The following is an 11,990-nucleotide window of genomic DNA, read 5'->3' as shown; positions in this document are numbered from 1 at the left end:
CTTCGTGGCCGTGTTCGCGACCAAGCTCGCTTCACGCTTTGGGCGCCACAGCGTGGAGCTCACCCGTCTGATCAGCGAGCTTGAGCGCTATATCAATCGGGTTCGCGAGCGTCAGGCCCAGACGAGGCGAAACCTCCGCTTTCTCCAGTGGCTACGCAAGCAGCCCTCGCGTCCGCGCGTACCCAGCGCGGAGACAACCGCCGCTGATCTCGGGATTCTCCACCGTGCAAGGCCGATTCTGCTGGGTGGGCGACCAGACTTCTCCGATCCGATCCTCGAGCCCGTCTGGGCCGAGATTCAGCGGCACGTGCGCCGCCGGCAGCGTGCCCTGGAACTTGCGAGACGCCCGGTAGAACGGGATAAGTCCGAGGCTCGCATCAACTCCGGCGATCTCGAGCGGGAAGCGCGAGATTGGCTTCGTTGCGACAAAGCGCGCCAGTGGCGCTCACAGGATTGGGTTCATGAGTTCCTGCAGACTGTTGTTCGCGAGGCTCGGCGCTGCGAGGAGGCGCCGGACGTGTCAGCTGTTGATTTCTACTGCGAGCAACTGAAGCGCGCGCAAGGCGGAGAGATTACCCCGACGCTCCGCGCCTGGGTACACGAGGTTGCACAGCTCGCCTTCACGGACCGCCCCGTAGGTGGGCGGAAGAGATTCTTTGAACAGTTCGAGGTTCGGGTGTCACCGCCGCTCCCGCAGGGGGTCGCACGCGAGCCGATCGTGCTGCAGGATCTTTCTGGTGCGCGCCCGCGCCGATGCGCTTCGTGCGCGCGCTAGGGCACGGATGACAGCATGACTGAAAAGCGTCGCGAGATGATCGAGGCGGCCTGCGAGATCGCCCGCGTGGACGATGCCGCCCCGCGCGTTATAAAACCCTATCGGGGTATTTACCGGCGACTGCATCGCGAAGCCGAAACTGGTGAGGTCGTTGGCGGCCGATCGATCGCGTTCGCGACCGTAGATCGCCAGATACTACGGTACTGGCTTCGTGGCGAGGGTATCGACCCCGAGGTCGGCATACCTTCATGGGCGCGCGGAAGGAGTGATCTCGCCGGCTTTCAGACCGATGAGAAGGCCGGCGCCGAGGCGATTACAGCCCACCGCGCGCTGCTTGCGCTCGCGCCGGCCGGAGACGCGCCGGCCGATATCAACACGAGCTCACTTGTCGTTCCGTCGGGGGGTTTTCTCGTTCTCTCGCAGGCGGCGATCTCAAGTATCCAATGCGACTGGATCTTGACCGTCGAGAACTTTGAGACTTTTCTCGCCCTCTGTGCTGAGCCCGATCGGCTTGGGCGCGCGGGCCGCGGGGTACTCGTGCTGAGAACGTCACCCTGCTTTCCCGCAGGCATGCGCTGGGTACGCAAGGTGGCACGTGTCGAGGGAATCTTCCACTGGCATGCGCCGGATCTCGACCCTCAGGGGCTATCACACTGCATGGAGTGCCCGATCGCCGGCGCCTGGCTGCCGCGCCTAGAAGCAATCACCAAGGACGTGCGGCGAAACACCGACCTCTACGACCATCAACAGTCTATTGTGCCGGGACTCAAAGAACGTGCCGCAAATCGCTTCCAGGCACTCGCACGATGGATCGATTGGGTGTGCGAGGAGCAGTGCGGTGTTACGCAGGAAGCAGCCTTTGCAGGAGGTATTCCGTTCGAGTGGGTAGCTAACGCTCGAACAATCATTACAGGACGTGGTTGCTTTGATGGATAGCAGCCGTTGCCGTTTGTGCGGCGAGTTTAGATAGTCATAAGGCAGCGATTCATTAGCACGCAGGCTGTGTCGCGAATAGCGGAGCGACTATTTTTGTTGAGTCAAGAATGAGGGTCAGCGCCGCCGCGCGCATGATCTCGTCCTCGGTCGTTGAGCCTGTGTCGAGCCCTTGGGCACCCCGGCCTTGGTGCGCTACCTAATTCCGCTCGGAGATACTTAAGATCTCCGGCAGCTAAGACGAGCACCACCAAGGCATTGATGGGCAGCTTCAGTACCCAGTAATAGGCGATTCTCTCGCGTTTCGCGCACGAATATAGAAATCGCCAAACCGTCTCGGCGCGGGCTAGCCGAGATAGATGTTGTTGTCGGCGGTCATCGTCTCGAAGAATCCGGTGAGCTTACGAACCTCGGTAAGAGACGATGCCGTCGCGAACGGCCCGAGGTCACTATGCATTGCGATCACGTCGTTTGTACTTGCGCAGGTCGGGATCGACCCTATCGATATCGGCCTGGACGTCGTCGCGACTGCGCTCGTAGACAATCTCGCGGCCTCTCACGCTACCGACGTACGCCCGGCCAAGACGATCCGGCGACAGATCGCAGCGGACGCTGTGGACGCCTTCGCCGAGAACAATCTGGATGCGTTCGGTGCGCTTGCTCAGCACCGTGACTTCCATGAGTTGACCGCTTTCGGTGACACGCACCTTGATCTTTTCGATGTTCATGAGGTGATGGACTTTGCTTGTTGACGCGCTCGGCGTTGTCGCGACGCATTCGTTTGTATGCGCGCAACGCCGGCGATGATCGTAACCGCTATGTTTTGCTCTTCAGCAACGTCTCAAGAGCGGCGAACGGCTTGTGGGTTGCGGATGTCTCGTGCCGTCCGCGGGCCGTAATCTTTCCGGATGCGTCAGCCACCGCCTGCCGTCCGTGCTCGTTATCGTGACAGTAAAGGCACAACAACTCCCAGTTGCTGCCGTCTGCGGGATTGTTGTCGTGGTTGTGGTCCTTGTGATGGACCGTCAGCTCGCGCAGACGCTTGCCACTGAACTCGCGCCCGCAACGTCCGCAAATCCAGGGAAACAGCTTGAGCGCCTGTTCGCGATAAGTCCTGGCCCGTTCGTCCTGATGGCGTCGGGCTTCGGCGATCAGGCGGTCGCGGTTGTCGATGTCTGAACGTTTAGTTTCGGACGACATATCGTTATCTCCCGAATGGGTCATTTCGCAAATGCCAGGATTGCGAAATGCTACCCGCGGAACTCCGTAAAGCGCAATAAGCATCGGCGGCGATGCCGCATCAACCGACTTCGACATATTCGACCTGGCTCCGCGGATTGGGAATAGGCAGACCATCCTGCCGCATACCATCGAGGTGAAACACGATGGCCTCCGGAATCTGCCGTTCCGCTTCTTCAGCGGTTTGCCCCGTAACGACGCAGCCAGGCAGATCGGGCACGTAGGCCGAATAGTTTGCCTCTGCTTTCTCGATTACGATCGCATAGCGCATGGCACCCTCACTGCTTCCAGCCAGCCCGTTTGTAGATGCTGTTCAACGTGCCGGGCGCCAGATCGTCGCTAGGTTTGCTGGAGACTGTTACTCGGCCTCGCTTCACGGCATGCTTGAATTGACGGTGGCTCCCTTTCGTGGCAACCAGCTTCCAGCCGTCTTTTTGGAGTGCGCTGATCTCCTCGGAAACTTTCACGCAGCGATTCTATAACGCCGCTATGCGAACATGTTCGATGATTCGTACGCGCGGTGTCCAACAAATTCGAGGGGGCGACGCGCATTATAATTCCCAGTTGTCCCCTTTATATAAGCTAATTGGGAAAGTATATTGAGGGTCGGTAAATGAATGTGGCTGACAGACATGCCGTTATGGCAGAAATTCCTACTGATGAGCATTCCACCGGGCCAGGACCATCCGCCGCTACCGGGCAAGACGCAGGTGCCGGGCAAGCGTCCAGCGCCTTATCCAATACCGATTCCTGTGCCGACAGACCCTCCACAGAAATTGCCGATAAAATAACACGCCTCGATTTCGAGATCGAAAAGTCTATGCGCTATCACCAGCGCAGACGTGCCTTTTATGATCGTTTACATAAGCTCACAATGTTTTCAGTGCTGGTCTTGGTTCCGCCGGTGTATCCGAGCTAGCGAGTGGAGCACGCCCATACCTCGCGGCGCTCTCGGCAGTGTTAGCCGCGATCGATTTGGTGTTCTTCTTCTCTCATCACGCTCGCAATCATGAATTTCTATACAGGCGTTATAACGAGTTAGTAGCGCGGATTCGTACGGAAGATCATGCGGAAGAAAGCTACAGAAAATGGTGTAAAGAAGATCATGAGATTGGCGCTGACGAGCCGCCGACTTACTGGGCACTTGAGGCCGACTGCTATAACGAGGTCGTCCGCGCACGGGGTTTAGGTAAAGAGTATTTGCGAAAACTTCGTTTATGGCATCGCTGTTGTATGCATTACTTTAGATTTGAAAACACTGATTTTCCTCAGCCTGTGGACTCTGTGAGGTGATGCGCGGGGAAAGAAAGGCTTAAGGCATGCGAACCGAATCTTTCACAGGCGCAGCATCCGCCGCACGACTCCGTCGTTGCGGAATGCATGATATAGCGCGCCGCTGATGTGCGCCGCCACGACACCGAGCAGCGCCCAGCACGTCCACAGATGCACATCCGAATAGAACATGTTGAGTTCTTCGTTTTCTTCGTAACCCCAATTCGGGATCTCGACCAGCCACCAGAGTTCGGTGTCCCAGCCGCTGTAGGCCGATGACAGATACCCGCTCAGGCAGATCGCTGTGATCAGGCCATAAAGAATCACATGATCGACGATGGCGAGCATGCGCATCCACGGCCGCATCGCCTGGGTGGCTTCCGGGGCAGGGCGGTGCCTGAAGCGGACATAAAGCAGAAGAGCCAGCAGCACCAGCAGAGTCAACCCCAGGTTCTTGTGCAGCTGAAACGGAAATTCCCGATAGGTTAACGCATCGGACGGCAACGGCAGCGCCAGCATCCACCAGCTTGATATGAACAGGAAGAAGATGGAAACGGCCAGCAACCAGTGCATGATCACGGCGGAGGAACTGTAACCTTGTTTTTGCATGACGCGCTCTGTTCTACTGGATTCGCTTTAAGGATGGCTAGCTGTCGAGACGCCTCGCGCGTGGCGACTCGCGATAACGCCGACCGTCATCATGAGATGGATGAAAAACCATAGCAGAAAATTCTGTAGATAAAGGCCTCTCAACATCGGGCCGGCGTTGACTGTGCCGAGAAAGCTGATCACATCGATGGCCGCCAGCGCGCCGAAGGTGAGTATCGCAGCAGTCGGTGCCCAGCCGCGGTAATTGACCAGCGCCGCACCGACGATTATTGACGCCAAGGCGAAGATGGTGCCCGCGATGGACAGGATTGTCTGGAAGCCCGCAAACCAGTCCGGCGCGGATAGCACCAGATTCCGGACGTTGGCGACCATTTGTTCGCACTCGGCCTGCGACAGACCTTCCTCCACAAGCTCATCCGGCGGGCAATCGGCCGCGGGCACTTGGTCACCGGCCGGCGTGGACGCAGTCATAACCGACCATTTCATCCACTCGTTACCGTGCGATGCCGTCAGAAAAACGCCCAGCACAATCGCCACCACCCCCACCACGCTCGCCCATGCGGGCCCGTGTTCTTGCGAATGATTCGGACTGCCTAAAGACGATGATTCCATGCGACACCTGTGAATAATGGATTATGGTCGGGACAACGCTATGACGGCGTTCAATTTTAACTTAACGCGTAACCCCGTTGCGCGTCAACGCGAAGGCACGTTAGCGCAGCGTGTTCGGGAAAAAGTCCTGATGCGCCGCCATCAACTCTGGCAGGCATCACGGCACGTCCGGCCTTCCATTTAAATCGCGCTGAAAGTCGGTAGAAAGATCGCGGATGCCGGCGCCACGAATACTTGACTCATTCCAGAAAAGCGCCGAAACTGCGGCGTCATGACTTCGGTTAACGCCACCCCGATAATGAATGCCGAACGCGGCCACACGCTCGCCACCGCGCGAGACGCATTGCGAAACGTGGGACTTCGGGTGACCGCACCGCGAGCGGCCGTGTTGATGTGGCTTTCCAGACATCCCCACGCCACCGTGGATTACATCAGTTCCGGGGTGCGCCGGCGTCTGGGTTCGGTATCCACACAAGCGGTGTACGACGTGCTCGCAGCGTTTACCGGTGCAGGCCTGGTACGGCGAATAGAACCCGACGGTCACCCGGCGCGGTATGAGTGCCGCGCTGGCGACAATCACCACCATCTGATCTGCCGCATCTGCGGCCGCACCGAAGATGTGGACTGCGCAATCGGCGCGCCGCCTTGCCTGACACCCAGTGATGCTTATGGATTCGACGTCGACGAGGCCGAGGTCGTGTTCTGGGGCCACTGTCCGCGCTGCCGGGCCGGTCCTTAAGGTCCGAAATCTGGCAGATCGCCAGCCCCGACGCTGTCGATGCGACCGCGCCGGAACGCGTTCAACTCACTACTTTCACCACGACGACGAGGCATAACTTATGAATGATATGAGTCGCAAACCCACCACGACCGACGCCGGCATCCCGGTAGCGAGCGACGAGCACTCGCTCACGATCGGTCCGAACGGCCCGATTCTGTTGCAGGACCACTATCTCATCGAGCAGATGGCGAACTTCAACAGGGAGCGGATCCCCGAGCGCCAGCCGCACGCGAAGGGCGGTGGCGCGTTCGGCACGTTCCAGGTCACCAACGATGTCAGCGCCCACACGCGGGCCGCGGTGTTCCAGCCGGGTGCCGAAACCGACGTGCTGATCCGGTTCTCCACGGTCGCGGGCGAGCGGGGCAGTCCCGATACGTGGCGTGACCCCCGCGGCTTCTCGATGAAGTTCTATACTTCCGAGGGCAACCTCGACATCGTCGGCAACAACACGCCAGTGTTCTTCATCCGCGACCCGATGAAGTTTCAGCACTTCATCCGCTCGCAGAAGCGTCGCGCCAACAATAATCTGCGCGACCATGACATGCAGTGGGACTTCTGGACACTCTCGCCGGAGTCGGTGCACCAGGTCACGTGGCTGATGGGCGACCGGGGCATCCCCAAATCCTGGCGGCACATGAACGGTTATTCCAGCCACACCTACATGTGGATCAACGCGCAAGGTGAGCGGTATTGGGTGAAGTATCACTTCAAGTCCGACCAGGGCATCGAGTTCCTTACCCAGGAAGAGGGTGACAAGCTGGCCGGCTCTGACGGCGATTATCACCAGCGCGACCTGTACGACGCCATCGAGCGCGGCGACCACCCAAGCTGGACCTTGAAGATGCAGGTGATGCCGTTTGAGGACGCCAAGACCTACCGCTTCAACCCGTTCGACCTGACCAAAGTCTGGCCGCACGGCGACTATCCGCTCATCGAGGTCGGCAAGCTGACCTTGAACCGTAACGTCACCGACTACCATACCGAGATAGAGCAGGCGGCATTCGAGCCGAACAACATCGTGCCCGGCACGGGTCTGTCACCGGACAAGATGCTGCTGGCCCGCGGCTTCTCCTACGCCGACGCGCACCGCGCCCGGCTAGGTGTGAACTACAAGCAGATTCCGGTCAACGCGCCGAAGGTGCCCGTCCACAGCTATTCCAAGGACGGCGCGATGCGGGTGCAGAACGTCTCAGACCCGGTGTACGCGCCGAACTCCTACGGTGGCCCAGAGGCTGATCCGATCCGCACCGACGACGGTGGGCATTGGTACGCCGACGGAGAGATGGTGCGCACCGCATATACGCTCCGCGAGGAGGACGACGACTGGGGTCAGGCCGGCACGATGGTTCGTGAGGTGCTGGACGACGCCGCGCGCGCGCGGCTCGTGTCCAACATCGTAGGTCATCTCAAGGACGGCGTGTCTCCGCCAGTGCTGGCCCGCGCCATCGAGTACTGGCGCAACGTCGACCAAAATCTGGGCGACCGCATCGCCGAGGGCGTCGGCGGCAATCAGGAGCACGCGGCGCCTGAATCATCCGCCAAGAAAGGCGCATATTCCACGGCGTGACGCAGCGAGTTAGAGCCCCCGGCTTTGCCGGGGGCTCTGAGTTCAACGACTGTGGTTGTCGTTGCGGACATCGCTCAGTTGACGATACCAGCGTCAAGGCGCGTACCGCTGGAAGCTAGATACCGAGATATTTGAGAAGCAGAGTCAATCCCTGGCCGGAACGACGGTTCAGAAATAGGCAGGTTATTTGCTGGACGCCACACGCACGCTCCGCTCGCCTTGACAGGGACGATCTTGCTATGACACGGTGCAGCATAGCGATCACTAAACCGGTATCGCGCGCCAACTGACGTTGTGAGTCACGCGGGGCGCCTCAATGCATGGAGGTTTTTATGGCCAGCAAAGACGGATCTACACGGGTTGCGATTGCGTGTCAGGGTGGCGGAAGCCATACCGCGTTTACAGCAGGCGTGTTGAAAAAACTGCTGACAGAAAAGGCGGAAGGAAAACACAACTTTGAGATAGTCGCTTTGAGCGGCACGTCCGGCGGAGCAATTTGCGCCCTGCTTGCGTGGTACGGATTGTTGACGTACGACATCGATAAAGCCCTCTCGCTGCTGGATTCTTTCTGGAGAGCCAATTCTACTCACTCGCCCTGGGACAACTTTCTCAACAAGTGGCTCATGCAGACAACCCGCTTCTTCGCGTATATCGGCGGCGCGCCCCTGGTCAGCCCCCAGTTTTTACCGACCCGGGGGCTCGATCAATTCAGGAGCATGCTGGAGGAGCATGTCGATTTCGAACGGCTAGACAAGCTCGTAATGTCCGATAGTCCGCTGCTCCTGATAGGTGCTGCCGACGTCTTGAGTGGCGAATTCAAGGCGTTCAGCAGCCGCAGGGACAAGATCACCGTGGACATGATCCTCGCTTCGGCCGCAATCCCGACCTTGTTCAAAGCGGCTCAGGTCGACGGGCGTTTATATTGGGATGGTTTGTTTTCCCAGAATCCACCCGTGCGCGAGCTTCCCAGTGAAAGGCCCGATGAAATATGGGTGATCGGGATAAATCCGCGAACACGCAAAACAGAGCCGCGGTCGGTGCCGGAGATAACCGACAGACGCAATGAAATGGCCGGAAACCTCTCGCTCCATCAGGAAGTAGACTTCATAGAAAAGATGAACAGATGGGTTAAGGAAGGCGCCCTTGCGCGTACGAAACACAAACCCGTGCAAATAAAATGGATCGAGATGCTGCGCCAACTTGATGTCGAGTCGAAGCTAGATCGGGACCCCGCCTTCATACACGGAATGATGGCTTACGGCGAAGAACAGGCCGAGGCATTCCTGAACCAACGCGCCGAAGTCAGCGAAGAGGGCCAGGATATCTACCGCCGCGCGGCTTATGGATAAACTAATGCACTTTTCGTACGATGTGGCCGCCGGCCTGGGCCAAGCGTGGCCTAGTCATTATTCGGACGGCACGTCTCAACCGGTAAGCACATCTCCCCTACTGTCTAAATTAAGCGGACTTGACGCGGCTAGAGAGACAGGTCATAGCGGCGAGGCTCAACTCCGCTCTTGCAGTGCAGCGCGACTGCGGCACGCTATAACCTGCTGCGAATGGCGAAACTCGCCCCCATCGGTGCAACCTAGACCGCCAACATGCGTGCTGCCTTCGATTTGATCGCACACGATTGCGCCCGCGACTGAATAAAGCTAACTAACATGCAAGCACCAATCAAAATACATTCACGCGCCTGTCTTGCATCAGGCTAGCTGCTAAAAATGCTTTTCGCGGACTCGATGGTGTGTTAGCCAAGCATGCACAGAACGGATCTCTCTCTCCATATCTGGTTGGGCACGCGCACTATTCTGCTTGATTTCGAGGTCTCAGGGACACTGTCCGTCCGCACGTTGCACGGCCTTCACGGCGACAGAACATGCCTACGGCGAGTATTCATTATTTCGCGCTCACGAATCATCACTCGGGCTGGTGACACACCGCTTGGATGTTACATCCATCATGGTCAAGGACGAAAGCACCCGTAATAGTGCGCTTCGCATATCTCTCGGATACCAAGCGCGCCGTTGCCCCTAAACGCGCGAGTACATCTCCTACGCCCCCACCCCAATGGGGTTATGTCTATGCGAGTCTAAGAATTCTCGTGAAGCTCGTGCCGGCGTGGATACGTCGATTAGCACGCCGTTGGGGTCACGCGCGAGAAAGCTGCGCTGCCCATAAAAAAGATCCTTTGGCGGTCTGATGATCGCGATTTGTTTTTCCACCGCCCTCGTATAAACGGCGTCACAATCGTCAACGACAAAGATGAGTATGATGCCTTGCGGTATGGTCTGGTATTCAGTGGGCACCAGCTCGTGATCACGCCGCCATATTCCAAAGTTCATTTAAGTTTGACTGTGGCGCCCATAGGTAGATGAACCAGTCGCTATCGTAAGCGACCTGGAACCCAAGCAATCCGGTGTAGAAGTCTCTCGTTTCCGGCAGCTTATCCGAAAGAATATTGGCAAAAACTCGGCTGATCGTTGTCACGCGTATCCCCTCATTAGCACTGGGCACCCCCCCCTTTGCGCCTACTTGCAGTCGCCGTTCACGCTGATTCACTTATAATGCTCCCGCCGGGCCGGCTTGAACTTAAGCACTGCCGGCTTCTATCAGCGGCATCACGCATCACCGCGTCCAGCCGGCCCTCGACCAGCTCACGAGTGACGCAGCGCATGGCGCCCGGATGTTCCACTCGCTGTCCCCAGCGCAAGACCTGCGGCGTATGGCCTAGATACCGGCAGGAAGCCTGTTCATGCGCGTCGGCGCAGTACGCGAGGCTCTTGTAGGGCCCGCAACGCCGCGAGTTAGAGACCGCATACAGACCAATCACGGGCGTGTCCGTGATGGCGGCCATATGAACCGGACCGGAATCCGGGCTGAGCAGGACCGTGCTGCGTTCCATCAAGGCCAGCAGCCGCTTGACCGTATCTTTGCCGATCAGGTTCAGCGGCCGGAAGATTTTTGCATGCTTCTCGATCTCCGCGCCCAGTTCCTTTTCGAGCGGATCGGGTCCGCCGCATAGCAGCACGCGCATGCCGTAGCGCTGAAAGGCTTGGTCCGCGATGGCGGCGTAATCCTCTGCAAACCAATTGCGGACTGTTGTGCTCGCCGCCTGACTGATCATCAACGTCGGCGCATGACCTGGCAACTGCTGTGCCGCGCCGATCCGCTTCCGGAATCGGCACCGACCAGTCCATGACCCGCTCGCTGATGCCCAGCTGCTCAAGGAATCCGAAATGGCCGTCGAGTACATGCTGGCGGTCTACGAAGGGGATGCGCCGGTTGACGAACAAGCGATGAAGATCCCGCGAACGCGCCGGATCGAGACCAATCCGCACAGGCGCCTTGACCAGCAGGCTGACGAGATGCGCCCGCATGGACACCTGCATCAGCAGTAGCACGTCGAAGCTGCGACCACGCAGGCGATCCGCCAAGGCCCGGTAACCGGCGATCCCTGCCGATTTGTCCAAGATGAGCAGCTCGACGCCACGGAGGCCCGCCACGAGCCCGGCTTCGCGCTTGCCGATGATCCAGCTAAGCTCGGCCTGCGGCCGCGCCTTGCGCAGCGTGTGGATGATCGGCAATACATGGGTGACATCGCCCAGCGCGGACAAGCGCAACAGGCAGACCCGCGCGGGCGGAGGATCAAGCTGCCGCAAACTCTGATTCCTCTTCATTTTGCGCTGCCGTCTCACTCCCCAAAGTCTCACTGATCGGCACCAGCCTGGACGCATCGCTCAAGCGCCGCGCGATCGCTGAGAAATGAGCCTGACTGGGTGCCTTGTGGTGTTCGGGAATACAGTATTCGTTGGCCAAGTATTGTAGGAATGCCTCACGATGTGTCGCGGCCGGCAGTTTTCCGGTCACGAGCGAATCCAGCCACTTCGAGATACCCTCGACACTTCTGGCCGTGCTGGTCACACCGGGGATGCCGTAACACGCTTGCCCTAGGCTCAGCACCGGCCGGTCGAGCAGCAGCGATTCGACGCCGACGGTGCTGTTGACGGTGATCACGCCGAGCGCGCGGCGGATCAGCTCTTCCGTACTGTTGCCGTTCGCGAATATGAGGCCCGCCTCACGCGCGACCGCTGCTTGCAACTCCGGATAGGCCTGTTTGCAACTAGGATGCAACTTGAACACGAGCTTATAGCGCCGCTCGGCCAGCGCGGTTCGCCAAGCTTCGGTGGTAACGGTGAACA

General features: G+C 58.9%; 16 protein-coding genes and 1 pseudogene. 6 read left to right on the top strand and 11 right to left on the bottom strand.

Annotated elements, in window-relative coordinates; genetic code table 11:
• Window positions 1–52 precede the first annotated feature (52 nt).
• A complete protein-coding gene (locus H0V34_03845; GenBank protein MBA2490860.1) occupies window positions 53–775 on the top strand; it encodes a hypothetical protein in 723 nt (240 codons plus the stop codon).
• A gap of 36 nt (window positions 776–811) precedes the next feature.
• A complete protein-coding gene (locus H0V34_03840; protein MBA2490859.1) occupies window positions 812–1,711 on the top strand; it encodes a hypothetical protein in 900 nt (299 codons plus the stop codon).
• A gap of 446 nt (window positions 1,712–2,157) precedes the next feature.
• Here H0V34_03840 and H0V34_03835 read toward each other — a convergent pair whose 3' ends face one another.
• The 4 genes from H0V34_03835 to H0V34_03820 all read right to left on the bottom strand — a co-directional run bounded on the left by H0V34_03835 (window position 2,158) and on the right by H0V34_03820 (window position 3,414).
• A complete protein-coding gene (locus H0V34_03835; GenBank protein MBA2490858.1) occupies window positions 2,158–2,436 on the bottom strand; it encodes a hypothetical protein in 279 nt (92 codons plus the stop codon).
• A gap of 88 nt (window positions 2,437–2,524) precedes the next feature.
• Window positions 2,525–2,908 (bottom strand): HNH nuclease family protein, encoded by a 384-nt coding sequence (locus H0V34_03830; GenBank protein MBA2490857.1) that lies wholly within the window; start codon window positions 2,906–2,908, stop codon window positions 2,525–2,527.
• Window positions 2,909–3,008: 100 nt separating this feature from the next.
• Window positions 3,009–3,218, bottom strand: a complete 210-nt coding sequence (locus H0V34_03825; GenBank protein ID MBA2490856.1) for a type II toxin-antitoxin system HicB family antitoxin — start codon at window positions 3,216–3,218, stop codon at window positions 3,009–3,011.
• Window positions 3,219–3,225: 7 nt separating this feature from the next.
• Window positions 3,226–3,414, bottom strand: a complete 189-nt coding sequence (locus tag H0V34_03820; GenBank protein MBA2490855.1) for a type II toxin-antitoxin system HicA family toxin — start codon at window positions 3,412–3,414, stop codon at window positions 3,226–3,228.
• A 146-nt stretch (window positions 3,415–3,560) separates the two neighbouring features.
• Here H0V34_03820 and H0V34_03815 point away from each other — a divergent pair, with 146 nt between their 5' ends.
• A complete protein-coding gene (locus H0V34_03815) occupies window positions 3,561–3,866 on the top strand; it encodes a hypothetical protein (protein ID MBA2490854.1) in 306 nt (101 codons plus the stop codon).
• A gap of 416 nt (window positions 3,867–4,282) precedes the next feature.
• Here H0V34_03815 and H0V34_03810 read toward each other — a convergent pair whose 3' ends face one another.
• Both H0V34_03810 and H0V34_03805 read right to left on the bottom strand, forming a co-directional pair.
• Entirely contained in the window at window positions 4,283–4,828 is a 546-nt protein-coding gene (locus tag H0V34_03810; GenBank protein ID MBA2490853.1) for a cytochrome b/b6 domain-containing protein, read from the bottom strand.
• Between the two features lie 27 nt (window positions 4,829–4,855).
• Window positions 4,856–5,440: a hypothetical protein gene (locus tag H0V34_03805; protein MBA2490852.1), complete on the bottom strand. Its 585-nt coding sequence runs from the start codon at window positions 5,438–5,440 to the stop codon at window positions 4,856–4,858.
• A 298-nt stretch (window positions 5,441–5,738) separates the two neighbouring features.
• On the opposite strand from H0V34_03805, the gene H0V34_03800 reads away from it, so the two are divergent.
• The 3 genes from H0V34_03800 to H0V34_03790 all read left to right on the top strand — a co-directional run bounded on the left by H0V34_03800 (window position 5,739) and on the right by H0V34_03790 (window position 9,137).
• Window positions 5,739–6,179, top strand: coding sequence for a transcriptional repressor (locus H0V34_03800; protein MBA2490851.1), 441 nt, complete (start codon window positions 5,739–5,741; stop codon window positions 6,177–6,179).
• A gap of 100 nt (window positions 6,180–6,279) precedes the next feature.
• On the top strand, window positions 6,280–7,788 hold the full coding sequence (locus tag H0V34_03795; protein ID MBA2490850.1) for a catalase: 1,509 nt from the start codon (window positions 6,280–6,282) through the stop codon (window positions 7,786–7,788).
• A 332-nt stretch (window positions 7,789–8,120) separates the two neighbouring features.
• A complete protein-coding gene (locus tag H0V34_03790) occupies window positions 8,121–9,137 on the top strand; it encodes a patatin-like phospholipase family protein (GenBank protein MBA2490849.1) in 1,017 nt (338 codons plus the stop codon).
• Window positions 9,138–9,842: 705 nt separating this feature from the next.
• On the opposite strand, the gene H0V34_03785 is transcribed toward H0V34_03790, so the two are convergent.
• From H0V34_03785 to H0V34_03765, 5 genes and pseudogenes are all read right to left on the bottom strand, one after another.
• The gene (locus H0V34_03785) at window positions 9,843–10,133 is read right to left on the bottom strand and encodes a VOC family protein (protein MBA2490848.1); all 291 of its coding nucleotides are present in this window, start codon (window positions 10,131–10,133) and stop codon (window positions 9,843–9,845) included.
• Complete coding sequence (locus H0V34_03780; GenBank protein MBA2490847.1) at window positions 10,108–10,278, bottom strand: hypothetical protein; 171 nt, start codon at window positions 10,276–10,278, stop codon at window positions 10,108–10,110. The genes H0V34_03785 and H0V34_03780 overlap by 26 nt, the downstream gene beginning before the upstream one ends.
• Window positions 10,279–10,336: 58 nt before the next feature.
• Window positions 10,337–10,915 carry a glycosyltransferase family 9 protein gene (locus tag H0V34_03775; GenBank protein MBA2490846.1) on the bottom strand — a complete coding sequence of 193 codons (579 nt, stop codon included), beginning with the start codon at window positions 10,913–10,915 and terminating at the stop codon, window positions 10,337–10,339.
• 34 nt (window positions 10,916–10,949) lie between these two features.
• Window positions 10,950–11,525 (bottom strand): annotated as a pseudogene (locus tag H0V34_03770) (glycosyltransferase family 9 protein).
• Window positions 11,437–11,990, bottom strand: a 554-nt coding sequence (locus H0V34_03765; protein ID MBA2490845.1) for a hypothetical protein, incomplete at its 5' end; no start/stop codon positions are given. The pseudogene H0V34_03770 and the gene H0V34_03765, both read right to left, overlap by 89 nt.

The organism is Gammaproteobacteria bacterium (genome assembly GCA_013696315.1).
In the GTDB taxonomy this organism is placed as follows: Bacteria; Pseudomonadota; Gammaproteobacteria; order JACCYU01; family JACCYU01; genus JACCYU01.
This window is presented reverse-complemented; position numbering and strand designations above follow the sequence as displayed.

Bases quoted from the DNA above. Each gene is read 5' to 3' on its own strand.
- H0V34_03840 (MBA2490859.1), top strand. From the start codon at position 812: ATGATCGAGGCGGCCTGCGAGATCGCCCGCGTGGACGATGCCGCCCCG.
- H0V34_03835 (MBA2490858.1), bottom strand. From the start codon at position 2,436: ATGAACATCGAAAAGATCAAGGTGCGTGTCACCGAAAGCGGTCAACTC.
- H0V34_03830 (MBA2490857.1), bottom strand. From the start codon at position 2,908: ATGTCGTCCGAAACTAAACGTTCAGACATCGACAACCGCGACCGCCTG.
- H0V34_03825 (MBA2490856.1), bottom strand. From the start codon at position 3,218: ATGCGCTATGCGATCGTAATCGAGAAAGCAGAGGCAAACTATTCGGCC.
- H0V34_03815 (MBA2490854.1), top strand. From the start codon at position 3,561: ATGAATGTGGCTGACAGACATGCCGTTATGGCAGAAATTCCTACTGAT.
- H0V34_03810 (MBA2490853.1), bottom strand. From the start codon at position 4,828: ATGCAAAAACAAGGTTACAGTTCCTCCGCCGTGATCATGCACTGGTTG.
- H0V34_03805 (MBA2490852.1), bottom strand. From the start codon at position 5,440: ATGGAATCATCGTCTTTAGGCAGTCCGAATCATTCGCAAGAACACGGG.
- H0V34_03800 (MBA2490851.1), top strand. From the start codon at position 5,739: ATGAATGCCGAACGCGGCCACACGCTCGCCACCGCGCGAGACGCATTG.
- H0V34_03795 (MBA2490850.1), top strand. From the start codon at position 6,280: ATGAATGATATGAGTCGCAAACCCACCACGACCGACGCCGGCATCCCG.
- H0V34_03790 (MBA2490849.1), top strand. From the start codon at position 8,121: ATGGCCAGCAAAGACGGATCTACACGGGTTGCGATTGCGTGTCAGGGT.
- H0V34_03785 (MBA2490848.1), bottom strand. From the start codon at position 10,133: ATGAACTTTGGAATATGGCGGCGTGATCACGAGCTGGTGCCCACTGAA.
- H0V34_03775 (MBA2490846.1), bottom strand. From the start codon at position 10,915: ATGATCAGTCAGGCGGCGAGCACAACAGTCCGCAATTGGTTTGCAGAG.